Below are 22,869 nucleotides of genomic sequence, written 5' to 3'. Positions count from 1 at the left end.
CGCGTCAGCGGGGCGCGCGCTCGTCCGTGCCCGGCACCTTCGCCGTGGTGATGGCGATGCGGTTCCACGTGTTGATCGTGAAGATCAGGGCCAGCAGCTGCCCCAGCTCCTCGTCGCCGAACTCCGCCGCCGCGCGGGCGTAGACGTCGTCCGGGACGCCGGCCGCGATCTGCGTCACCGCCTCCGTCAGGGCCAGTGCCGCCTGCTCCTTCTCGCTGAAGAAGCTGCTCGCCTCGCGCCACACCGCCACCATGTGCAGCCGCTCCTCGCTCTCGCCCGCCTTGCGGGCGTCGGAGGTGTGCATGTGCAGGCAGTACGCGCAGTGGTTGAGCTGGGACGCGCGGATCTGGACCAGCTCTACCAGCGCGGGGTCGAGGCCGGCGCGGGCGGCCGCGTCGAAGCCGATCAGGGCCTTGAAGGCCTTCGGGGTGGTCTTGGCGAAGTTGATGCGGGAGTTCGTCATGACCAGAAACCTAGTCGCGCTTTGACCCCTGTGTATGGTGCATTTCCGTGGTAGAAGACTGGGTCAATTCAGGGGAGCGCGACCTGCACCTGGAGCTGGCCCCCGGACCCAAGCGGGCCGCGCTCATCGCTGCCCTGCGGGACGCCGTCCGCGCGGGACGGCTCGCTCCGGGCACCCGGCTGCCGCCCTACCGGTCGCTGGCAGTCGACCTCGGGCTGGCCCGCAACACCGTCGCCGACGCCTACGCCGAGCTGGTCGCCGAAGGCTGGCTCACCGCCGTCCAGGGCTCCGGCACCCGCGTCGCCGAACGGGCCGAGCCGCTGAAACCCGTCCGGACACCGAAAAAGGCCCCGGGAGCGCCGACACCCGCGTACAACCTCCGGCAGGGCCAGCCCGATGCCACATCCTTCCCGCGCACCGAATGGCTCGCCGCCGCGCGTCGCGCGCTGACCGTGGCGCCCCATGACGCCTTCGGCCCCGGCGATCCGCGTGGCCGCCCGGAGCTGCGGGAAGCCCTCGCCCAGTACCTCGCGCGCGCTCGGGGCGTGCGGACGTCGCCGGAGCGGATCGTCGTGTGCTTGGGGTTCGCGCACGCCCTGCGGCTGCTGTTCCCGGCCGTGCTGCCGGGGCCGCTCGCCGTCGAGTCCTACGGCTTGGCGTTCCACCGCTCGATCTTCGCCGCGGCCGGCGTGCGGACCATCCCGCTGGCCCTGGACGAACACGGCGCGCGCGTCGAAGACCTCGCCGTCCCGTCCGTGCTGCTGACGCCCGCGCACCAGTTCCCGACCGGCGGCCCGCTGCACCACGACCGCCGCGCCGCGGTCGTCGGGCACGTCCGCGCGACCGGCGGCGTGCTCCTCGAAGACGACTACGACGGCGAATTCCGCTACGACCGCAAGCCGGTCGGCGCGGTCCAGGGCCTCGACCCCGAGCACGTCGTCTACGTCGGCTCGGTCAGCAAGAGCCTGTCACCCGCGCTGCGGCTCGGCTGGCTGGTGCTGCCCGGCCACCTCGTCGATCGGGTGCTGGCCGTGAAGGGCGAGCGCGAGGCGTGGGCCAGTGCGCTCGACCAGCTCACCCTGGCCGAGTTCCTGAACGAGGGCGCGTACGACCGGCACATCCGCCGGATGCGCCGGCGCTACCGCCGCCGTCGCGACCACCTCGTCACGACGCTCGCCGAACGGGCCCCGCACGTGACGGCGACCGGGATCGCCGCCGGCCTGCACGCCGTGCTGCGGCTCCCGCCGGGCACCGAGAAAGCCGCGCTGAAGGCCGCGGCCTGGCAGGGGCTGGCCCTGGACGGCCTGGCCGCCTTCCGGCACCCGGACAGCGACATGTCCACAATGGACGGCTTGGTGGTCGGCTACGCCACCCCGCCCGAGCACGCCTACCCGGCGGCCCTCGACGCGTTGTGCCGCGCGCTGCCACCCGCGTGAGACCTACCCGACGATGTCGATCTCGAACGGCTCGGCCGCGCTGTAGTTGATGTCCGCCCACACCGCACCCGGCAGGTCGTAGCGCCGGTGCGACGTCAGCTTCGAGTTGTACCCGCCCGTCTTGGTCGGGTTGTGGCCGACGCCCTGGTGGTCGCTGCCCCAGGCGAAGATGTCGCCCACCCACATCGGCTTCGCGAAGCCGTCGCCGCCGAGGCGGGGGCGGATGACGACCGCCGCTCCGGGGCTGCCGGACAGGAAGACCCGCACCGCGTTCTCCGCGGCGTTCGGCGGGGTGACCGTGATGCGTTCCATGATTTCCACTCCACTCGAAGGGCCGTCCACGCCGGGCCAGAAGTCGGCGACGGACGACACGTCGTAGCCCGGTGCGACGTTCCCGCGGTACTGCTTGGCGACCGCGCCGGCCGGGATGGCGGGATCGCCGTTGTAGTGGGCGATCCAGTAGTGCGGTTCGGCGACGCCGGCGGACGAGAACGCCGCGCGCACCGACGGCCACGTCGAAAGGTTGCAGTAGACCGACGGGTCCGCGCCCGCCGCGCGGCGCATCCGGACCCAGCCCGGCGCCTCGGCCGGGGTGGCGTCGCCGGGCTCGACGTCGAGGACGTGCCCGTCGTTCGTCGCCGCCTTCTTGACGATGGTCACCTTGACCGCGTTCGGGAACCGCGCCCAGTCGGCGGGCGTCCAGGGCGGGATCTTGATGCGGTCGATGTAGCCGGCGACCATCCGGGCGTCGGCGGGGATGTTCGCGGCCGTCACGGCGTCGTACATGGTGCGCACGGGCTCGGCCTCCGTTCCGGAAAGCGTCATCGTGCAATTACCCGCGTGGGATGTCCGTCAAGCGCGAAACGCGTCACCGCACGGTCAATCACCAATATGGCCGCAGCCCGCCATTCCTTCACCGGGCGCTCACGGTACTGGCTTCCCGCGCACCCGGCTGGCAAGCTGCCAGCACCTCACGAAGGAAGGACGTGCATGGCGGCACACCCGGCGCGGGCCCGGCGGATCGACGCACGGGTCGTCGTCCTGAGCGCGCTGCTCGTGGTCGCCCTGCTCGCGTGGGCCGGCTTCGACTACCTGAAGAACCGGCTGGCCGGCAACGGTTGCGACACCACCACCCCGGTGCGGCTCACGGCCGCGCCGGACATCGCGCCGGTGCTCACCGACCTGGCCCGGACCGTCCCCGCGCGGGACTGCTACGCCGTCGAGGTCACCGCGAGCCCGTCGACGGCCACCGCGACGGCGCTGGAGGCCAACGGCGCGAACGGCCCCGACGTCTGGGTGCCGGAGTCGAGCACCTGGCTGCTGCAGGCCCGCGACGGCGGCGCGTGGAACCTCCCCGAGTCCGGCCAGTCGGTCGCGAGCTCGCCGGTGGTGCTGGCGCTGACCGAAGACGTCGCGAAGCAGGCGGGCTGGCCGGGGAAGTCGCCGTCGTGGTCGGACGTCCTCGCGAAGAGCCCGGTCGGGCTGCCCGACCCGGGCCGTGACCCGGCCGCCATCGGCGCGCTGCTCGGCCTGCAGCAGCAGACCTTGGACGCGCCCGACCCGGCCGCCGCGTTCACCGAAGAGATCCGCAAGCTCTCCGCGGTCAAGCAGCCGTACCCCGCGTGGCCGGCGTCGGAGCAGTCGGTGCTGGCCCGCAAGCTCGTCGCCGCCTACCCCGCCGCCGGTGTCCCGAGCTTCGACTACCCGTACGTCGTCCTGCCGCGGGCCTCGGAGGCTTCGCGCTCGGCGGCCGAGCGGTTCCTGCGGCTGCTGCTCGACCAGACCGCCACCGGGACGTTCGCCGGCGGCGGGTTCCGGACGCCGTCCGGGCAGCTGCTCGGCGACCGGCCGCGCGACACCCGCACCGACGCGGCGGCCCGCCCGGCCGGACCGCCCACGCCCGAAGGCATGTACGGCGTGCTCCAGGCGTGGGCCGGGGCGAACCTGAGCGCCCGCGTCCAGGTGCTGCTCGACGTGTCCGGCTCGATGGCCGCCACCGTGCCCGGCACCGGCCGCAGCCGGATGGCGCTGACGCTCGAAGCCGCGACGCAGGGGCTCGGGCTGTTCAAGCAGACCACCGAGATCGGCCTCTGGCTGTTCTCGACCAAGCTGGACGGCACCAAGGACTACAAGGAACTGCTGCCGATGCGCTCGATCTCCGAGCAGCTGGCGGCGGGCGCGGTGGCGACGCTGCAAGCCGTCAAACCGAAGGCCGGCGGCGCGACCGGGCTGTACGACTCGATCCTCGCCGCGTACCAGAACGCGCGGCAGAGCTGGCAGCTCGGCCGGATCAACGTCGTCGTCGTGCTCACCGACGGCCGCAACGAGGACGACGACTCGATCGGGCTGCCCGGCCTGCTCACCGAGCTGGGCAGGCTGCAGGACCCGCGGAAACCGCTGCCGGTGATCGGGATCGGCATCGGCCCGGACATCGATTCGAGCGAGCTGAAGCAGATCTCGGCCGCGACCGGCGGCGAGTCCTTCACCACCCCGGACCCGCGCAAGATCTCCGACGTCTTCTACCAGGCACTGAGCAAGCTCGTGTGCCAGCCGCCCGCCTGCAAGAAGTGAGGACCGCCCGTGTTGGTGCAGATCGAAAAGCCCGCGCCACGGGTGACCCGAAGACCGTCGGCGCTGGTCCTCGCCGCGTTCGTCGCCGGCGTGGTGCCGTTCGCGCTGCACACCTGGGCGGCGCTGCACGGGAACTTCGCCCAGGACGACTTCGTCATGACGTACCGGGCCGCCGTGGCCGGGCCGTTCGACCTCGGCTACCTGTTCCAGGACTACCACGGGCACCTGCAGCCCGGCGGGCTCTTCCTCGCGGCGGTGATGACGTGGTGGGCGCCGCTGGACTTCCCGCTCATGGTGGCGCCGCTGCTGCTGATGCGGGCCGCGGCGACGGTGCTGTTCTGGTGCCTGCTGGTGCGCTGCTTCGGCCGCCGCTGGGCGATCCTGGTGCCGTTCACCGTGTTCACCGCCTCGACGTTGCTGCTGGTCCCGACGCTGTGGTGGGCGTTCGGCGGCCAGGTCGTCCCGGTGGTGCTGGCGAGCGCCGGCGCCCTGTACTGGCACGTCCGCTACCTGCGTGACGGCGGCCGCTGGTGGATCGGCGCGTTCGCGTGGACGCTGTTCGGGCTCGCGTTCTACGAAAAGGCCGCGGTGATCCCAGTGCTGCTGGCCGGGGTGACCGTCCTGCTCGGACAGTCCTCCCGGGACCGGTGGCGCTACTGGGCGGGACACGCGGCGCTGCTCGCCGCGTTCGTCGCGGGCTACCTCGCGCTGACGTCGAGCCAGGTGACCCCCGGCGGCCCGCCGATGACCGCCGGCACCGTCGCCGACCTGACCGGCCGGATGCTCGGCGACACGTTGCTGCCCGGGCTGGCCGGCGGGCCGTGGTCGGGGCCCGGCCCGGGCGCGACCTGGGCGCCCTCGCCGTTCGCGGTCGTGGTGCTGCTGTGCGCCGCGGCCGTGGCCCTGCTGGTGGCCGGCGTGCGCGTGGGCGGCCGCCGGGCCTGGCGGGCGTGGGCGCTGCTCGGGCTGCTGTTCGCCGTGGACGTCGGCTTGCTGGCCCTGACTCGGCTGCGCGAAGTCGGCCCGGGCGCCGGGGACGACCCGCGCTACCTCGCCGAGCTGGCGTTCACGGCCGCCCTGTGCGGCGCGTTCGCCTTCCTGGCACCGGACGGGACCGCGCCGGCCGGCGGCGGGCGTGAGCGGCCGATCGCGGTGGTGGTCGTGTGCGTGCTCCTCCTCGCCAGTTCCGCGGTCGGCTTTTCCCGGCTGGCGCCCGCGCTGCGGTTCGAGCACTCCGGGCAGTACATCGGGAACGTCCGCGCGGCGGTCGCGGCCGATCCGGGCCTGGTGTTCTACGACACGTTCGTGCCGCCCGATCTCGTGCACGAATGGTTCGGTGCCGACTCGCAGGCGTCCCGCGTGGTCGGCCTGCTGCCCGGCACCCGCTTCGACCAGCCGACGAACCGGATGCACCAGCTCGACGCCACCGGCACCCCCCACCTGATCACCGGGGTGACGGCCCAGGCCCGCGGCCTGCCGGGACCGGTGCCGAACTGCGGCTACACGGTCGGCGAAACGCCGCTGCGCATCCCGCTCGACACCCCGCTGCTCGGCAGGCACCTGCTGAAGATCGACTACTTCACCTCCGACGGCGGCGAAGGGCTGGTCGAGCGGACACCGGTGTGGTTCCAGGCCGGGCTGCACTCGCTGTATCTGCCGGTGGACGGCCTCTTCGACCACATCGGCGTGCAGCTGTCGAGCCCGGGCGCGCCCGTGTGCGTCGCGAAGGTCGAGGTCGGCAAGCCGGTGACCCAGTAGCGGCTTCGGCGAATCCACCCGTTCCGCGGACAAGCGTGCCCGTTTCATGATTGTTTGTGCGGGCACGTGTTCGAGAACGAGAACGGGGGACAGACAGGTGAAGAAGATCGCGGCAGCCGCCGCCGTCGCGGGCGCTCTGGCGTCAACGGTCGTGTTCGCGCCGGCTGCCAGCGCGGGGGACAGCCAGATCATGAAGTACCAGTGGAGCTACGGGGCGGCCTACGAGTACGACTGCTACTCCGACGGTCAGTGGTACGTGCAGACCGGCGGCTTCGTGAAGTTCGAGTGCCGGCCCACGACCTGGACCTGGGAGCTGTGGGCCATCACGCGGTGACCCACGGCTGACCGGGCGCGGGGTGCCACGGACCACCCGGCATCCCGCGCCCGCGGGCCGCGTCAGTAGGGGTCGTACGGGCTGTCGTGGCCGAGCAGCCGCGCCACCGGCCGTAACCGCAGCCGCAGCAGCACCTTGAGCACGACGTTGCGCGCGAACCACGGGAGCTGCGCGAGCACGCGCACGCGGTCCGCCGTGGACGGTGGGGCCAGCCGGAACCGCGCCAGTGACGTGGCTCGGTCCACATAGGTGTACCGCTGTCCGAAGAGGACCTTCACGATCGTGCCGAGCGTGACGCCGATCGAGGAAAAACAGTCGTGGACCAGGATTTCCGCGCCCGGCGGCAGGTGTGCCGACCAGCGCAGATCGTCGGTGTAGGTCCAGTAGTCGTGCTTGCCGTCGATGTAAAGCAGCTGTATGGGCCGGGTCCAGTCAGGGCGTAGTTCCGTGCTGTAACCGGCGACGAGCTCGACGATGTCGTCCAGCCCGGCCCGCCGGATGTTGCGCTCGAACAGCTGCCGCGTCGGGGAGCCGCCGAACAACCGGCCGTCCACGAAGGGGTCGACGGCGATCACCGTGGCCCCGACCGTGCGGGCCGCCGAGCCAAGGACGATCGTGGATCGGCCCTGGTGGCTGCCGATTTCCAGGACGACGTCGCCCTTCTCCAGGCGGCACACGGCGTTCCACAGCGCTTCGCCCTGCGCGCGCGTCATCCAGCCCTTGACCGGCTCGGCCAAGGCCCAGGCATCTTCGAACGAGATGGCGCACCTGCCAGGAGTTCGGGGGACTCGGGAAAATTCGTCGGCACATGGTAGCCAGGTTTCGGCCTAGTATCTACCGGATGGTAACCGCCACCCGCGAACGGACCCGGGACGACGCCCCGCACTCGGGCGGTGCCCGGAAGTTCTCGGTGGGCGCGTTCTTCCGCCGGCCCAGCACGTGGATCGTGCTGGCCCTGACCACGTTGTCGTTCCTGCAGATGCCCGGGAAGACGACGTTCGACACCAAGCTCGACCTCGCCGTCGACCCGATCGCCTTCCTCGGGCGGGCGCTGCACCTGTGGAACCCGGAGGCGACCGCGGGGGAGCTGCAGAACCAGGCGTACGGCTACCTGTTCCCGATGGGCCCGTTCTTCGCCCTGTGCCAGGCCGCCGGGGTGCCCGCGTGGATCGCGCAACGGTTGTGGGGCGCGGTCCTGCTCTCGGCCGCGTTCGGCGGCGCGCTGGTGCTGGCGCGGGCGATGAAGATCGGCACCGAGCGCACCCGGCTGATCGGCGCGCTCGGCTACGCGCTCGCCCCGCGCATGCTGACCGAAATCGGCGGCCTGTCCGCGGAAATGCTGCCCGCGGTGCTGCTGCCGTGGGTGCTCGTGCCGCTCGTGCGCGCCGAGGCGATCGGCTCGCCGCGGCGCGCCGCCGGGCTGTCCGCGCTGGCCGTGCTGTGCATGGGCGGCGTCAACGGCGCGATGGTCGTGATGGCGCTCGTCCTGCCCGGACTGTGGCTGCTCACCCGCCGCTGGACGCGCGCGCACGTCGAGCTCGTGCTGTGGTGGTTCGTCTTCGTCGTCGGCGCGACGCTGTGGTGGATCCTGCCGCTGCTGCTGCTCGGTGAATACAGCCTGCCGTTCCTCGACTACATCGAGTCCGCGACGAACACGACCGCGCCGATGTCGCTGTTCGAGGTGCTGCGCGGCACCAACCAGTGGGTGGCCTACGTCGTCCAGGGCACGCCGTGGTGGCCCGGCGGCTGGTCGCTGATCGACAACCCGGTGCTGATGCTCGCCACCGGGCTCGTCGCCGGCGTCGGGCTGTTCGGGCTGACCCGGCGCGGCCTGCCGGACCGGCGGTTCCTCGTGCTCGGCGTCGTCACCGGCCTGACGCTGCTGACCATCGGCTACGTCGGCACGCTCGACAGCCCGCTGGCCGAGCAGGTCCGGCACCTGCTCGACGGGCCACTGGCCCCGCTGCGCAACGTGCACAAGTTCGAGCCGGTGCTGCGGCTGCCGCTGATGCTGGCGTTCGTGCACGGCATCTCGAGCCCGGTCCGGTCGCCCCGGCGGTTCCTGCGGCCCGCGCTGGGGTTGCTGCTGGTGGTGGTGATGGCCGCGCCGGCGTGGCTGCTCAACCTGCGGTCCGGTCCGGGCTGGGACGCGGTACCCGGCTACTGGTACGACGCGATGGGTTACGTCGCCAAGGCCGACCCGAACGCGCGGACGCTGCTACTGCCGGCGACCGGGTTCGGCGAGTACGAGTGGGGCCGCACGGTCGACGAGCCCGCGCAGGCGATCGCGCGAAGCCCGTGGGCGGTCCGCAACCAGGTGCCGCTGGGATCCGAAGGCAACACGCGGCTGATGGACTCGGTGGACGCGGCGCTCGCCGACGGCCGCGGCGATCCCGGGCTGGCCGCGCTGCTCGCGCGGTCCGGCTACCGGTTCCTCCTGCTGCGCAACGACATCGACCGCGAACGGACCGCCGCGCCGCCCATCGCGACGCTGCGCGCGGGGCTGGCCGGCTCGCCGGGCATCGCCAAGGCGGCCGCCTTCGGTCCCCTGGAGATCTACGAGGTGCAGAAGCCGGTGCCGCTGGCCACCGCGACGGCCACCACGGACGTCCCGACGGTGAGCGGCGGGCCGGAGAACCTGCTGCCGCTGATCGATTCCGGCCAGCTCGACCCGGCGACGCCGACCGTGCTCACCGGCGACGGCGGGTCGCCCGGCGGCCCGCGGCTGGTGACCGACGGCCTGCGCCGGGCCGAGCGGAACGTCGGCGGCGTCCGCGACAACCTCAGCCAGACCCTGACCGCGGGCGAGGCCTACCGCCAGCAGCGCGCGGCGGGCGACCTGCTGCCGTTCCCGGGCCAGGAACACCAGACCGTCGCCGCCTACCGGGGGATCCGCTCGGTGACGGCGTCGACGGCGGCCTCGTTCGCCGACGCCTTCGGCGGGTCCGATCCCTCGCACCAGCCGTTCGCCGCGATCGACGGCGACCCGCGCACGGCGTGGCAGTCGTCGTCGTTCACCGGGGCGATCGGCCAGTGGCTCGAGGTGGAACTGGACACGCCGCGGCTGGTGACGTCGGTGCAGCTGCAGCTCGTGGACGACCTCCGGGTGGGCTGGCCGGCCACCCGGATCCGGATCACGACCGACAACGGCTCGGTCGACCAGCCGGTGGTCCGCGGCGCCGGGCCGCACGAGTACTCCGTCGCCGGCGGCGTCACGCGCAAGGTGCGGATCACCCTGCTGTCGCTGGTGGTCGGGCGGCAGGACGGCAACTTCGGCATCGCGGAGCTGCAGATCCCGGGCACCCAGCCGCAGCGGGCCCTGGAGGTGCCCGCGGACCTGCCGACCGGCCCGGCACCCGGGTTCGCGTTCACCCGCGGCGCGCAGCCGCGGTACGCGTGCCTGCCGGTGGGCGACGCCGTCCGGTGCGACGCCGCCGCCGCCCGCGACGGCGAGGAACCCGACGGGATCCGCCGGTTGTTCAGCACCCCGGCCGAGCAGACGTACCTGGTCGGCGGCTCGGTGCTGCCGGCGGGCGGCGGCCGCAACCCGGTGTCGCTGCCGGGGGTCACGGTCGCGTCGACGTCCCAGCTGGGCGGCGACCCGGCGGCGGCCGGGCTCGCGGCCGTGGACGGCGACGCGGGCACGACGTGGCGCCCCGACGTCACCGACCTGCGGCCGGCGCTGACCCTCGGGTGGACGGCACCGAAGCGGATTTCGGGGCTGCGCATCGAGGTGGCGCCGGGCAGCGGGGCCCGCGCGCCCCGGCAGGTGCAGCTGGTGGGCCGGTCGGCGACGCGGACGGTGCAGCTCGACGCGGGCGGGTCGGCGTCCTTCGAGCCGCTGGAAACCGACCAGCTGCAGGTGGTGCTCCCGGGCGACGACGACGATCCGGCGGCACGCGCGGCGGTCGGCATCGGCAGCCTTTCGCTGTCCGGCAGCGACGACCTGCTCCCGGGACCGGACCCGGCGTTCTCGGTGCCGTGCGGCTCGGGCCCGAACGTGCACCTGGACGGGCTCGACTACCGGACGTCGGTGCAGGGCAAGCTGTCCGACATCATCGCGCACCGGCCACTGGCGCTGGGGATGTGCCGCGACTCCGAGGGCGGCATCGTGTTGCCGGCCGGCGGGCACGAGCTGCGGACGGACCGGTCGGAGTCGTTCGTGGTCCAGGACCTGTGGCTGCGCCCGGCGGGGGAGACGACGCCAGCGGTGCACCGCACGGTGCAGGTGGGCGACTGGGACGCGGCGTCGCGGTCGGTGACGGTGGGACCGGGCGCGGAGGCGGTGCTGGCGGTCCCGGAGAACGCGAACGCGGGCTGGACGGCCACTTTGGACGGACAGCAGCTGACGCGCACCCGCGTGGACGGCTGGCAGCAGGCCTGGATCGTCCCGGCGGGCGCGGGCGGCGTGGTGTCGCTGTCGTTCACCCCGGACGCGCACTACCGCCTGAGCCTCCTGATCGGCGCGGCGGCGGTGCTGGTGTTGCTGCTGGGCGTGGCGTGGCCGGCGCACCGGCGTCGCTTCACGATCGCCCCGGGCGGCGGCGCGGTGGTGCCGGTGGTGCTGATCGGGCTGCTGGTGGCGCTGGGCGGGATGCTGCCGGTGGTGCTGCTGATCGCGTGCCTGCTGGCCCGCCAGTTCTCCGAGCGCGCACCCAGGTTCCTGGCGTTCGGCGGCATGGCCGTGGCGGCGCTGGTCTCGGTGACGGGCCGCATCCTGGGCCACGGCCAGGAGTGGGCGTACGGCCCGGTCACCCAGGCGGCCCTGCTGCTGGCCGCGGCCGCGATGGTGGCGACGTGCGTGGACTGGTTCGTCCGGAAGGAAAACCCCACCGAGCCGACCTGACCCGGGCCCCACGCTCCCGACGATGCGCCCCAATGTGGCGTTCGGTGCGTCCAGCGCACCCAATGTGGCGTTCGGTGCGTCCAGCGCACCCAATGTGGCGTTCGGTGCGTTGGACGCAACCAACGCCACATTGGGGCGCTTGGGGCCGAAAAGTGTCGGTGCCTGCCGGTAGCGTGGAAAACGGGGGCTGCTCAGGCCGGTTTGCGCGACCGGACCTCGAGAACCGCCCCGGCCGCGGCCAGGGCTCCGGCCGTGCAGGCCGCCGCTGTCACCACCTGGGTGGGTGACCCGTGCAGCCACGTCGTGATCAGCAGTGCCTCCACGCCGACCGCCGACCACATCAGGGCCGTCACGCGCCGGTCGCCGTCCGCGAGGCGGGCGTACAGCAGGATCTGGACCAGGGCCAGCAGCGATCCCGCCAGCGCGAACGGCCACACCGGCATCGTGCTGCCCGCGTACCGCGCGCCCCCGATCACCGCCAGCAGCGAAGGTCCCAGCACCAGCGACACCAGCAGCACCAGCGCGTCCAGGCAGGCACAGACCGCGAGCGCCACCGGCAGGACCCGGCGACGGCGGTCGGACACCGCGAACCGCGGCAGCACCAGCACGCCCACCGCCTGCGGCAGCCAGTACGCGATCTTCGTGACGATCGCCCCCAGCGCGTACTGGCCCGCTTCGCCCGCCAAAAGCGTGTGCCGGGCCAGGACCAGGTCCAGGTTCACCAGCAGCACCAGCGCCAGCATCGCCTGCGCCGTGTGGAACACCTCGCCGCCGTGGCGGTCGGCCCAGCGGGGACGCGGGCGGCCGCACAGCTGCCAGCCCGCCACGACCACCGCCAGGGAACCGATCGCCGCCCCGGCCAGCGCGCCGGTCGGGGTGCCCGAAACCAGCAGCCCCGCCAGCGAACCGCCGACCTTGCCCACGCCCTCCAGCGCGATCAGCCCCGACAGCACCGCGAACCGGTGGCTGCCCTGCAGGAGACCGTGGAACACGCCCAGCAGCGTCAGCGGCCCGAGCGCCGCCGTCACCAGCAGCGCCGGCGCCAGCGAACCCAGGTGCAGCAACAGCACCAGCAACGGGCTCAGCATCAACGCCGTCGTCGCGACGATCGCGCTCGTCACCAGGCCGAGCGCGAACAGCGACCCCTCGGCCAGCCCGGGCGAGCGCGCCACCCGCAGCGCCACCACCGTCTGCAGGCCCATCGCCGGGACGACGCCGACGACCAGCACCGCCAGCAGCGAGCTCAGCTCCCCGAACGCGCCGGGCGCGAGGAGGCGCGCGGCGGCCAGGCTCAGCACGTAGCTCGCCGCGTTGTTGCCCGCGAGCGCGAGTGAGACGAGGATCGCCGCGACCCGGTTGCCGGTCCGCGCCGGGACTTCGGTGTCTACGCTCAACGGGGTGCTCCCATTACCGGCGGGTAATGACCAGGGACCATAACCGCGCACGCACCGGAAAGGAAGGGCCGTGGACGCACCGAGCAGGCGGCTCGCCCTCCCCGTGCTGTCCGCCGCGCTGGCGTTCGCCGTCTGCGGGCCGCTGCTGGGCCGCGGGTTCGTCCTGAGCTACGACATGGTGTTCGCGCCCCGGCAGTACTTCGTGCCGGACGCCTTCGGGATCGGCGGCACGCTGCCGCGGTCCGTCCCCGCCGACGCCGCCGTCGCGCTCGCCACCACCGTGCTGCCGGGCGACCTCGTCCAGAAGCTCGTCCTGCTCCTGGCCGTCTTCTTCGCCGCGCTCGGCGCGGGACGGCTCGTCCCCACCGAGCACCTCGGCACCCGGCTCGTCGCCGCGACCGCGTACGCGTGGACGCCGTACTTCGCGGAACGGCTGTTCATCGGGCACTGGCCGCTGCTGCTGGCGTACGCGAGCCTGCCGTGGATCGCCGCCGCCGGGCTCGCCGCGCGCAGGCACGAACCCCGTGCCCTGCCGAAGCTGGTGATCGCCTGCGCCCCGGCCGTTCTGACGCCGCCGGGTGGCGTCCTCGCGGTCGCCGTCATGGTCGTGGCCGCCGGCTCGAGGCGGCTCTGGCAGACGGTCCCGCTCGCCATTGTGCTCAACCTGCCCTGGCTCGTCCCGACGTTCCTCAACGCCGGTGGCACGTTCTCCGACCCGGCCGGCGTCACGGCGTTCAGCGCCCGCGCCGAAAGCTGGGGTCCCGCGCTGCTGAGCGTGCTGGGGCTCGGCGGCATCTGGAACGCCGAAACCGTGCCCGCCAGCCGGGCCGTACCGCTGGTTCCCGTGCTGACGCTCATCGTCGTCGCGATCGCGGTCGCCGGGCTCTGGCCGCTCGCGAACCGGTGGGGGAAGGCGCCGGTCCGCTCGTTGACCGCGCTCGGTGTCCTCGGCGTCTTCCTCGCGTCCCTGGCGACCTTGCCGGGCGGCGACGCGCTGCTGACCGCCGCGACGCGGTACGTGCCCGGTGCCGGACTGCTGCGTGACGCCCAGAAATGGGTGGCCTGGTGGGCCTTGCCGCTCGCGCTGGGCTTCGCGCTGGCCGTCGAGTTCGCCGCGGCGAAGCTGAAAAGCGGACGTGTGGCCCTGCTGACGGCGGCTGTGGTCTTCCCGCTGCTCACCATGCCGGACCTGGCGTGGGGCGGCTTCGGGCGGCTCGGCACCGCGCGGTACCCGGCCGACTGGCAGGCAGTGTCCGAAAAGCTCGGTGACCGGCCCGGCGACGTGCTGGCGTTGCCGCTCTCGGCGTTCCGCGGGTTCGCCTGGAACGACGACCGCACCCAGCTCGACCCGGCGCCGCGCGTGCTGCCGAAACCCGTGCTGATGGACGACACCCTGCAGGTCGGCAGCGAGCGCGTGGCCGGCGAGGACCCGAGGATCGGCGACGTCCGCGCCGCGACGTCCGCGCGGGAGCTGACCGACGCGGGCATCGGCTGGATCCTCGTCGAGCACGGCACACCCGGCTACGTGGACCCGCAGCTGCTCGCCGGCGCGACGCAGGTGTGGTCGGGTGACTGGCTGACGCTGTACCGGACGCCGGGTGAGCCGCCGGTGAAAGCGGTGTCGTGGACGCCCGCCTTGCTGGCGAACGGAGTAGCGCTCACGTTGCTGTGCGTCGCAGTGTTGTGTCGCATGTTACCGATGCGTACATTGGGCCGCGGCAGGATTCTCCCGCCGCGGAAGGAGTGACTCGTGGGCACGGTCATCGGCGCGATCGTCGCCGTCATCATCGGCGGCGGGGCGGCGACAGCGGGCGGTTTCGCCCTCATCACCTCGGCCGACCCGGACACCGCCGCGCCGGTGCAGGCGAAGCTCAACGCGCAGGTGAAGTACAACCCTGCCGACCACCCGCTCAAGCTCTACGGGGACCGCTGACGCGTGACCCGGCTCGCCTCCGACCACGCGCACCGCGTCGTCGGGCTCTACGGCGACCCCACCGTTTCCTGGAGCATCCTCCTCGAAGCGGAACTCGGCGCGGCCGCACCGGAACCGGAGAAGCTCCGGGCGCGGCTCGCGGACGCGGGCCGGCAGTACCCGCACCTCGGTGTGGTGCCCGACATCGAGCGGAGCACCGACCTGACGGAAGTCCGGGACCGCTTCGCCTCGGCGCCCTACGAACGGGGCGCGCCCCTGGTGCGCGTCGCCACCGGCGAAACGACGTTACTCGTCGCCGCGCACCACGGCGCCCTCGACGGCCTGGGCCTGCTGTCCCTGCTCGGCATCCTGCTCGACGTCCCGGTTTCCTCGGCGGCACGGGGGATCGGCGAACGCGCGGGTGGCAAACCCTTTGCCGTTTCGGCCCTCCAGCGGCTCGCTGAGGCGCTTTTCGCGCCACCGGGCCGGATCACCCCCGAACGTGGTCGCGAGGCCGCGGGAGACGTCTTCGTGGCCGGCCACGAGCCGGGCCTGCGGCTGGGCGCCGCGGGGTTCGTCGCGGCCGCCGCCCGCGCCACCGAACGCTGGAACCGCGCGCACGGCGCCCGTACCGCCCGCGTGGTGGCCGCGCTGGGCGCGTCGCGGAGGTCCGGCGCGGCGCCGGAACCGGTGCACGACAGCGCGTTCTTCCGGCTGCGGCTGGGCCGCGGCGCGGACGTCGCGGCGGTGCTCGCGGCCCAGCCGCCGGAGCCGGACTTCCCCGCCCGCAGCAGCCGCGTCGCCCGGCTGGGCACCCGGCTGCTGGCGAGCAGGCTCGGTTCGACGTTCCTGGTGTCGAACCTCGGCCTGGTGTCCACCGGGGACACCGTGCGGTCGCTGGCGTTCTACCCGGCCGCGAGCGGCCGGTCAGGCGTGGCGTTCGGCGTGGCGACGACCGGCGGGCAGACCACCGTCACGGTGCGGGCCCGCCGCAAGGACTTCGACGCGGCCGCGGCCGCCCGGCTCCTGGGCGAGTTCCGGGACGCAGTACGGGACCAGGCGGCGCGGCAATGACATGAACGACTCTTTCATGACGTCCGGTGCACTGAAAGAGTCTTTCATGGCATCAAGTCCGCGGGGCGAGCTCCGGGACCAGGGTGCGCGGGCGGGGCACCGGACAGCCGGCGACGTCCCGCACGAGTGACTCGAACTGCCCGGCGCTCGCGTCCCAGCTGTACTCGCCGGCCCGCTCGGCACCCGCCAGGCCCAGCGCCGCGCGGCGCGGGGCGTCGGCGAGCAGACCTTCGACCTGGGCGGTGAAATCGTCGAAGTCGTCGGCCAGCAGTCCGGTGCGCCCTTCCACAATGGACTCGCGAACGCCGCCGGCGGCGCGGTAGGCGACCGAGGGCACGCCGTGCGCCGCGGCCTCCATGATGACGATGCCCCAGCCCTCCTTGACCGACGGGCACAGGTGCAGCCACGAGCGCGCGAGGATCTCGTGCTTGGCCTGCTCGTCGACCCAGCCGTGCAGGACGACCCGGTCGGCGACCCCGCGCGCGGCCGCGTGGGCGCGCAGCACCTCGTCCCACGGCCCCTGGCCGACGACCTCCAGCCGCAGGGACGGCCAGCGCCGCGCGAGCCGCGCGACGACGTCGATGGCGTGCTCGATCCGCTTGTGCGGCACCAGCCTGCTCACCGCGACCAGGGTGGGTTCGCCGTCCCGTTCGGACGTGCAGGGCGGGGGCGCGTCGAGGCCGTTCGGGACCACCGTGACCCGCTCGCGGCCGATGCCCAGCTCCGCCAGTTCGGCCTTGGTGACCTCGGAAACGGTGATGTAGCGGCACTTGCGGAACAGCCACGGCGCCAGCCGCGACTCGATCCACCAGCCGACCCGGCCCAGCGTCTCGCCGAGCGCGCTGATCCACTGTTCCTTGTGGACGTGGTGCACGAGCACCAGCACCGGGCAGCCGGCGACCAGCCGGGCGAAGAACGGCATGCCGTTCTGCACGTCCACCACGAGATCGGCGCGGGCCCGGCGGATGGCGCGCAACGCGTGCGCGTAGACGCCGAACTTGTTGCCGCGGCGCCGGTAGCGGACGCCGTCGCGCCACTCGCCCGCGGTCGCGCCCGGGTAGGCGGCGCACTGGATCTCGACCCGGTACCCCGCTCTGGCCAGGCCTTCGGCCATGCGCTCGACGTAGCGTTCCGAACCGCCGCCTTCGGGGTGGCCGGTGTCGCGCCAGTTGAGGAGGAGCACACGAGGACGTTCCATCGGGTTTTTCCAAACTGTAGCGACGGTGCTAGGTTACTGGTGCGTACACCCTAGATGAACGTATTCGGGAAAGCGACGGTTCAATGGTAGGTAATCCGGTTCTCGTCGCGACGGCCCGGCCGCATCGCGCCACGCTCCGTCGTTCCGTGACTCTGTTCCGCACTTTTCTCACCGAGCAGACGGACCCGGACGGCTTCTATTCCGCGCTCGCCGCCGACTCCGTCCGGCAGTTGGCGGCGCACACTCCGCTGTCCGGGCGCACGATCCTCGACGTCGGCGGCGGCCCCGGCTATTTTTCGGACGCCTTCCGCGCGGCCGGCGCGGTCTACCTCGGCTTGGACCCGGACGTCGGCGAGCTGTCCGCCCGCGGCGAGCCGGGGGAGAACATGATCCGCGCGAGCGGCACGGAACTGCCCGTGCGCAGCGGTTCCGTGGACATCTGCTACTCGTCGAACGTACTGGAGCACGTCTCCGAGCCGTGGGTCATGCTCGCCGAGATGTGCCGGGTGACCAAGCCCGGCGGCACGGTGTTCGCGTCGTTCACGCCGTGGTATTCGCCGTGGGGTGGCCACGAGACCGCGCCGTGGCATTTCCTCGGTGGCTACTACGCTCGGAGCCGTTATCTGCGCAAATTCGGGAAGCAGCCGAAGAACAAATTCGGGGAAAGCCTGTTCCCGGTTTCGGTCGGCGCCGCGCTCCGCTGGGCGAAGACGACGCCGCTCGCCGACCTGGTGGCCGGGTATCCGCGGTACCACCCGAGCTGGGCGATGTGGATCGTGCGGATTCCCGGCCTCCGTGAAATTGCTTCCTGGAATCTCGTGCTCGTGCTGAAGAAACGCTAACGTCCCGCGCCGACCGGAACCCGTCGCCGCGCCGGCGGGGCCGGCGGGGCGGCCGGGCGACGGCGGGCCAGCAGGTAGACGGCGCCGACGATCAGCACCCCGCCGCCGATGCCGAGCCACAGCGGGCCGGTGCTCGACAGGAACTCCAGCTTGCCCTTGTTCTCGTTGATCTGGTCGACCATCTTCGCGATCGTCTCGCCGTTGTAGGCCAGCGTCCCGTCGAACACGACGGTCGGCGCGCCGGTGGCCGGTCGCAGTTCCTGGTGCTGCTGTTGCTGCTGCTTCACCTGGACCCCGGTGACCGGCTCCACCCACATCGTGTTGATGCCGCGGTAGTAGAGGTCGGCGTCGACGGTCGGGTCGGTGAGGCCGACGAGCGAGCCCGGCACCGACTTCGTCTCGAGCTTGGTGTCGCCGATGGTCTGGACGAACTTGTACGTCTCGATCCCGTTCACCTCTTCGGTGCCGGTGAACCGGGCCGTGACGGCCTTGCCGGTGTTGTCGTCGTAGACCTGGTAGTCCTTCTGCTCGGTGCCGAAGGGGAACTTGAAGTTCAGGCCGGGCTGGGACTGGTAGATGTTCTGCTCCGGCGGCTTCTCGCCGTCCTTGTCGGCCTTGTCCTTCAGTTCGGTGACGTAGCTGCTTTCCTTGGTGCACTTCGGGTCGGCGTCGCCACGCGGGTCGTAGCCCTCGGCGGTGCGCCGGTCGAAGCAGACCTGCCGCTTGCTCGCGCTGACCACGGTGCCGTCGTCGTCGTCCTTGACCTGCACGGCGAGCAGCCAGACCGCGTAGTCGGTGTCCGCGCGCATCTCCGGCCGGGCGAAGTTCGCCTGGACGCGGGCGGTGGCGGTCAGCTTGGCGTCCTTGCGGATCTCGGTGACCGGGCCGGCGCCCTTGTCGGTCACGGCGAGGACCTTGCTCGCGGTGCCTTCCAGCACCGACGTCGAATCCTGGTCGAGCGGCACCTTGGCGAGCCTCGGGTAGACGTAGGTCGGCAGCAGCACCGCCCCGGCGACCGCGAAGACCCCCAGCGCCAGCAAGATCAGGCCCAAAGCTCGTCGCAACGGTCCTCCTGGGTCGTACTCCGGACACGCAAATTACCCGGCGGTAATCAGGTGCACGGATAGTGGCCCGCGCCACGTCGCGCGTCAAAGTGTGACTCGCGGTCACAGACGTCCGGTGCGACCGGAAGGTCGCATGCGCACGGCCGTTCGGACCAAGCGACCAAACATGTTTGTTCCCGGGCACAACGGGCACGGGCCCACCATCGGACGATCCTCACGCCGCCGCGCCCGGACCACGAAGGAGAAACCCCCTTTTGTCGCAGGACCCAACAAAAGTCGCCATCGCGGCGACGGCGCGCTGGCGGGCCCGGATCGTGGCGGCCGCCGCGAGCGCGGGGATCAGCATCAGCGACCCGCTGGCGGGCGTGCCGGGCATCCGGGTGGTGACGTGCGCGTCGGGTGACTTGGGGGCGATAGTGCCCCGCCTGACCCACGACGGGTCGCCGGCCCGCCCGGCGATCGGCGCGCATTCGGACTCGATAGCGAACCGCGAGCTGCGGGACGCGGTGGCGGACGTGGCAGCGCTGCTTTCGTTGCACGGGAACGTGGTGCTCGACCTCGACGCGGGCGGCCGGCGACACCGCCCGGCCCGCCCGGACGTGGTGGTATCGGCCGGTGTGGACCGTCCCCAGTGGACGGAGCCGGCGGTGACGCTGCCGGTGGGCCGCGATCGCCGCGGCGGGCCGCTGACGGTGGCGTTGACGGCGGGCCCGGGCTTCGAGGGGACACTGCTGGAGCTGGCCCGCTTGGTGGACGCCGACGCGGCTTGACCTTCGCCCGCTGCTCGCCCGGCCTGGTCCCGAGCGCCCCAATGTGGCGTTGGGTGCGTTGGACGCACCGAACGCCACATTGGGTGCGTTGGATGCACCGAACGCCACATTGGGTGCGTTGGATGCACCGAACGCCACATTGGGTGCGTTGGACGCACCGAACGCCACATTGGGGCGCTTGAGCTGGGCTGTGGCCGCCCTACGCGAGCGGGTGGCCGGGGCTCTGCGCGGCCGGCGGGCGAGGCGGGCGGCGAGGGCGGGCGAGGGCTGGCCGGCGGCCTGCCGCGCGGCTCAGTCCTCGGCGACCACGGCCGTGGCTCGGATCTCCACCCGCATCCCCGGTGCCCCCAGCGCCGCGACGCCGATCTGCGTCCAGATCGGTGCCCGGTCACCCATCCGCTTGCGGAACTGCTCCACCATCACCCGCGTGTGCTCGTCCCCGATCGTGTCCGGCGCGGTCGGGATGTGGAACGAATCCACCGACACCACGTCCGCCCAGCTCGCGCTCGCCGTGGCCAGTGTCCGCTCCACGTTGTCGAACGCCCGGATGATCTCCTCCTCCAGGTCCGCCGGGAACACCGTGTTGTCGTCCCAGCCGCCCTGGCCCGATATCTCCACCCGGTTGCCGATGCGGACCGCCTGGCTGTAGTGCAGTGCCTCGAGGTGGCGGGGGCTGTAGCCGGGAGTTACGTAGAACATGCGCTTCCCTTCGAATGACTTCACGCTTGAAGTCAACATAGCACGACTTCAAGCGTGAAGTCATTCGCGGATGGTTAGGCTCCCGGCATGGACCAAGAAGGCCCGCGCTGGCTCAGCCCGGCCGAAAAAGAAGCCTGGACCGGGCTGGTCTCGCTCATCCTGCTGCTCCCGGGCCGCCTCGAGGCGCCGCTGCAGCACGAAGCCGGCCTGACGCTCTTCGAGTACCTCACCCTCAGCCACATCTCGGAGGCGCCCGAGCGCCGGCTGCGGATGAGCGAACTCGCCTACCTGGCCAACGGTTCGCTCTCCCGGCTGTCCAATGTGGTCAAGCGGTTCGAGCAGCGCGGCTGGGTCCGGCGTTCGCCGGACCCGGATGACGGCCGGTACACCCTCGTCGCCCTCTCCGATGCCGGGTTCGGCGTCGTGAAAGGGGCCGCGCCGACGCACGTGCGGAGCGTGCTGGACGTCCTCGACCCGCTCACCGCGGCCGAGCAGGAGACGCTCGCCCGGATCGCCGCCAAGCTGCGCGTGCGGCCCGCCGACCTGGGCTAGACCTCGTCCTCGACCCACTCCAGCAGGTCGCCGGGCTGGCAGCCGAGCACCCGGCACATCGCCTCCAAGGTGCTGAAGCGGACCGCCTTGGCGCGGCCGTTCTTCAGCACCGCCACGTTGGCCGGGGTCAGCCCGACCTTCTCCGCGAACTCCCCGACGCTCATCTTGCGCTTGGCCAGTTCGACGTCGATGCGCACGACGATCGGCATCAGATGACCGTTTCCATGTCGGAGCGCAGCGCCGTCGCCTGCCGCAGCAGGGCGCGCATGACCACCATCAGCAGGCCGACCACCGTGATCGCCACCGTCACCAGGAACAGCAGCATCGGCATCCCCGGGTCGTCCGCGTTGAAGCCGACGAACAGCAGCATGCCGGCGACCACCAGCCACGCGGCCGCGACCGCCCAGACGATCGCGTCGACCCACTTCAGGGACGCCGGGGTGAAGATCCGGTCCTTCTTGACCAGGGTCAGCAGCTTCCACGTCGCAACGACCACCACCTGCACGCACAGCACGAGGAACACGGCGATGGCGGTCAGCGGCCAGCGCAGCGGAGCGTCGTGCGGGTTCTGCTGCGCGTGGTAGGCGATGCCGCCCGGCAGGGACATCGTCTGGAATACGACGAGGACGCCGAACAGCACCACGAGGAAGAATCTGAGCGCGGCAACGGCCCATCTCTCGGTAACCATGCGCCGACTATCGCGCGCTTCCTATCGAAAGTCAATCGGTAGTGATCGGGAAACGATCACTCCGGCTCCGGATCCAGGCGGACCGACTCGAGTGCGACGTACAGCTCGCCGATGTCCACCGGGTCGGTGAGGTCGCGCTTGGTCAGCTCCTGCACGCGGCGCAGCCGGTAGCGGACCGTGTTGGGGTGCACGAACAGGCGGTCGGCCGCCTCCTTCGCCGAACCGTGGCCGGCGAACCACGCCAGCAGCGTGTCGAGCAGGACCTTGCGCTCCGCCGCCGGCAGGGCGAGCACGCCGGCCAGCGCCGACCGGACGACGTCGCGGGCCATCCCCGGCGCCGCCGCGACCAGCGTCGTCACCGGCGAGTCGCCGAACACCACCACGCCGGCCGTCGCCGACGGCAGCGAGCGGCGGGCGATCCGGGCCCGGTGCAGGGCGTCCGGGACGTCGGGGAAGCCGGTGAACGGCTTGCTCATCCCGGCCGCCACCGGCAGCGAACCCAGCACCTCGCGCAGCCGCCGGACGTCCTCGATCCGGTCGACCGCGACCAGGCCCGCCTCGCCGCCGGGCCGCCACGCCGACCGCCAGCGCCGCGCCCGCAGCAGCGCCTCGACGGAGTCGTGGTCGTCCGGCTCGACGCGTTCGGTGACCACCGCGACGAACATGCCCGCGGTCGGCAGGCCCAGCTCGCGGGCCGCGGCCTCCATCTCCGCCTGGCCGGCGAGCCGGCCGCGCAGCAGGTCGTCCAGCAGCCGCGCGTTCGCGTGCGACGGCTCGGCCGCGACCTCCTCGTACGCCGTGGTCAGCGCGTCGGAGTAGAGGTCGATCGCCTTCCAGACGTAGGAGTTGATCTCGATCGTCCGGGTCGGGTTGAGGAACTCCGGGCCGGCCAGCTCGAGGAGTCCTTCGTAGACGAAGGTGCCGCCGATCCGGAACGCGCGCAGCACCGCGGGCAGGGGGATGCCCTGGCGCGCCTGGGTGAGCCCGGTCTTGCGGGCGGCGTCGAGGGCGAGGCCGTGGCCCTCGGCCAGTGCCGTCAGCGCGCGTTCGAGGTTGGCCCGGCAGACCTGCCGCAGCTCGCCGGGGGCGACGTCCTCGACCTGCCGGTAGAACTCGTCCTGCTCACTGAGCAGCCGGGCCAGGCGGTCGGCGAACTCGGGGAGCCTGGCCAGCATCTCGCGCAGCAGCTCGCGGTGCTCGCGAGGTACCGGCCTGGCCAGAGCTTCGATGCCCATTCCTCACTTTAGCTCGGGTGAGCCGCCCGGGAC

Annotated in this window: 21 protein-coding genes; 11 read left to right on the top strand and 10 right to left on the bottom strand. The window is 72.3% G+C overall.

The window, feature by feature from the left end; genetic code table 11:
- Positions 1-4: 4 nt before the first annotated feature.
- Complete coding sequence (locus BLW76_RS39580; RefSeq protein WP_091317124.1) at positions 5-463, bottom strand: carboxymuconolactone decarboxylase family protein; 459 nt, start codon at positions 461-463, stop codon at positions 5-7.
- Between the two features lie 47 nt (positions 464-510).
- Here BLW76_RS39580 and pdxR point away from each other — a divergent pair, with 47 nt between their 5' ends.
- Positions 511-1,899 (top strand): MocR-like pyridoxine biosynthesis transcription factor PdxR, encoded by a 1,389-nt coding sequence (pdxR, locus tag BLW76_RS39575; protein ID WP_091317123.1) that lies wholly within the window; start codon positions 511-513, stop codon positions 1,897-1,899.
- Between the two features lie 3 nt (positions 1,900-1,902).
- On the opposite strand, the gene BLW76_RS39570 is transcribed toward pdxR, so the two are convergent.
- Positions 1,903-2,694 (bottom strand): glycoside hydrolase family 25 domain-containing protein, encoded by a 792-nt coding sequence (locus BLW76_RS39570; RefSeq protein ID WP_091320457.1) that lies wholly within the window; start codon positions 2,692-2,694, stop codon positions 1,903-1,905.
- A gap of 195 nt (positions 2,695-2,889) precedes the next feature.
- Here BLW76_RS39570 and BLW76_RS39565 point away from each other — a divergent pair, with 195 nt between their 5' ends.
- The 3 genes from BLW76_RS39565 to BLW76_RS39555 all read left to right on the top strand — a co-directional run bounded on the left by BLW76_RS39565 (position 2,890) and on the right by BLW76_RS39555 (position 6,562).
- Positions 2,890-4,470: a substrate-binding and VWA domain-containing protein gene (locus BLW76_RS39565; RefSeq protein WP_091317122.1), complete on the top strand. Its 1,581-nt coding sequence runs from the start codon at positions 2,890-2,892 to the stop codon at positions 4,468-4,470.
- 12 nt (positions 4,471-4,482) lie between these two features.
- On the top strand, positions 4,483-6,228 hold the full coding sequence (locus BLW76_RS39560; RefSeq protein ID WP_091320454.1) for a glycosyltransferase family protein: 1,746 nt from the start codon (positions 4,483-4,485) through the stop codon (positions 6,226-6,228).
- Between the two features lie 97 nt (positions 6,229-6,325).
- Positions 6,326-6,562, top strand: a complete 237-nt coding sequence (locus BLW76_RS39555; protein ID WP_091317121.1) for a hypothetical protein — start codon at positions 6,326-6,328, stop codon at positions 6,560-6,562.
- 62 nt (positions 6,563-6,624) lie between these two features.
- On the opposite strand, the gene BLW76_RS39550 is transcribed toward BLW76_RS39555, so the two are convergent.
- Entirely contained in the window at positions 6,625-7,299 is a 675-nt protein-coding gene (locus BLW76_RS39550; protein ID WP_091317120.1) for a class I SAM-dependent methyltransferase, read from the bottom strand.
- Positions 7,300-7,403: 104 nt separating this feature from the next.
- Here BLW76_RS39550 and BLW76_RS50590 point away from each other — a divergent pair, with 104 nt between their 5' ends.
- A complete protein-coding gene (locus BLW76_RS50590) occupies positions 7,404-11,408 on the top strand; it encodes an alpha-(1->3)-arabinofuranosyltransferase (protein ID WP_091317119.1) in 4,005 nt (1,334 codons plus the stop codon).
- A 191-nt stretch (positions 11,409-11,599) separates the two neighbouring features.
- Here the strand turns inward: BLW76_RS50590 and BLW76_RS39540 are convergent, their stop codons facing one another.
- Positions 11,600-12,802, bottom strand: coding sequence for a polysaccharide biosynthesis protein (locus BLW76_RS39540; protein WP_091317117.1), 1,203 nt, complete (start codon positions 12,800-12,802; stop codon positions 11,600-11,602).
- 70 nt (positions 12,803-12,872) lie between these two features.
- On the opposite strand from BLW76_RS39540, the gene BLW76_RS39535 reads away from it, so the two are divergent.
- The 3 genes from BLW76_RS39535 to BLW76_RS39525 are packed head-to-tail and all read left to right on the top strand — an operon-like array spanning position 12,873 to position 15,788.
- Complete coding sequence (locus tag BLW76_RS39535) at positions 12,873-14,549, top strand: MmpA family trehalose lipid delivery protein (protein WP_091317115.1); 1,677 nt, start codon at positions 12,873-12,875, stop codon at positions 14,547-14,549.
- Between the two features lie 3 nt (positions 14,550-14,552).
- Positions 14,553-14,735: a hypothetical protein gene (locus BLW76_RS39530; protein WP_091317114.1), complete on the top strand. Its 183-nt coding sequence runs from the start codon at positions 14,553-14,555 to the stop codon at positions 14,733-14,735.
- Between the two features lie 3 nt (positions 14,736-14,738).
- Positions 14,739-15,788 carry a hypothetical protein gene (locus BLW76_RS39525; protein ID WP_091317112.1) on the top strand — a complete coding sequence of 350 codons (1,050 nt, stop codon included), beginning with the start codon at positions 14,739-14,741 and terminating at the stop codon, positions 15,786-15,788.
- A 52-nt stretch (positions 15,789-15,840) separates the two neighbouring features.
- On the opposite strand, the gene BLW76_RS39520 is transcribed toward BLW76_RS39525, so the two are convergent.
- Positions 15,841-16,971 (bottom strand): glycosyltransferase, encoded by a 1,131-nt coding sequence (locus BLW76_RS39520; protein WP_091317111.1) that lies wholly within the window; start codon positions 16,969-16,971, stop codon positions 15,841-15,843.
- Between the two features lie 161 nt (positions 16,972-17,132).
- On the opposite strand from BLW76_RS39520, the gene BLW76_RS39515 reads away from it, so the two are divergent.
- Positions 17,133-17,828, top strand: coding sequence for a class I SAM-dependent methyltransferase (locus tag BLW76_RS39515; RefSeq protein WP_091317109.1), 696 nt, complete (start codon positions 17,133-17,135; stop codon positions 17,826-17,828).
- Here the strand turns inward: BLW76_RS39515 and pgfA are convergent.
- On the bottom strand, positions 17,825-18,892 hold the full coding sequence (pgfA, locus tag BLW76_RS39510; protein ID WP_091317108.1) for a cell envelope lipid trafficking protein PgfA: 1,068 nt from the start codon (positions 18,890-18,892) through the stop codon (positions 17,825-17,827). The two genes, BLW76_RS39515 and pgfA, sit on opposite strands and share 4 nt — an antisense overlap.
- A gap of 254 nt (positions 18,893-19,146) precedes the next feature.
- On the opposite strand from pgfA, the gene BLW76_RS39505 reads away from it, so the two are divergent.
- Positions 19,147-19,662: a hypothetical protein gene (locus tag BLW76_RS39505; protein WP_091317106.1), complete on the top strand. Its 516-nt coding sequence runs from the start codon at positions 19,147-19,149 to the stop codon at positions 19,660-19,662.
- Positions 19,663-19,953: 291 nt separating this feature from the next.
- On the opposite strand, the gene BLW76_RS39500 is transcribed toward BLW76_RS39505, so the two are convergent.
- The gene (locus tag BLW76_RS39500; protein WP_341866539.1) at positions 19,954-20,385 is read right to left on the bottom strand and encodes a RidA family protein; all 432 of its coding nucleotides are present in this window, start codon (positions 20,383-20,385) and stop codon (positions 19,954-19,956) included.
- Between the two features lie 63 nt (positions 20,386-20,448).
- On the opposite strand from BLW76_RS39500, the gene BLW76_RS39495 reads away from it, so the two are divergent.
- Positions 20,449-20,913: a MarR family winged helix-turn-helix transcriptional regulator gene (locus BLW76_RS39495; protein ID WP_091317103.1), complete on the top strand. Its 465-nt coding sequence runs from the start codon at positions 20,449-20,451 to the stop codon at positions 20,911-20,913.
- Here the strand turns inward: BLW76_RS39495 and BLW76_RS39490 are convergent.
- From BLW76_RS39490 to BLW76_RS39480, 3 genes are read right to left on the bottom strand one after another with little or no spacing between them, the layout of a single operon-like run.
- Positions 20,910-21,122 (bottom strand): helix-turn-helix domain-containing protein, encoded by a 213-nt coding sequence (locus tag BLW76_RS39490; protein ID WP_091317102.1) that lies wholly within the window; start codon positions 21,120-21,122, stop codon positions 20,910-20,912. The two genes, BLW76_RS39495 and BLW76_RS39490, sit on opposite strands and share 4 nt — an antisense overlap.
- Positions 21,122-21,601, bottom strand: a complete 480-nt coding sequence (locus BLW76_RS39485; protein WP_091317100.1) for a DUF2975 domain-containing protein — start codon at positions 21,599-21,601, stop codon at positions 21,122-21,124. The genes BLW76_RS39490 and BLW76_RS39485 overlap by 1 nt, the downstream gene beginning before the upstream one ends.
- 56 nt (positions 21,602-21,657) lie before the next feature.
- On the bottom strand, positions 21,658-22,836 hold the full coding sequence (locus BLW76_RS39480) for a PucR family transcriptional regulator (RefSeq protein WP_091317098.1): 1,179 nt from the start codon (positions 22,834-22,836) through the stop codon (positions 21,658-21,660).
- Between the last annotated feature and the right edge of the window lie 33 nt (positions 22,837-22,869).

The sequence above is a fragment of the Amycolatopsis tolypomycina genome (assembly GCF_900105945.1).
Classification (GTDB): domain Bacteria; phylum Actinomycetota; class Actinomycetes; order Mycobacteriales; family Pseudonocardiaceae; genus Amycolatopsis; species Amycolatopsis tolypomycina.
This window is presented reverse-complemented; position numbering and strand designations above follow the sequence as displayed.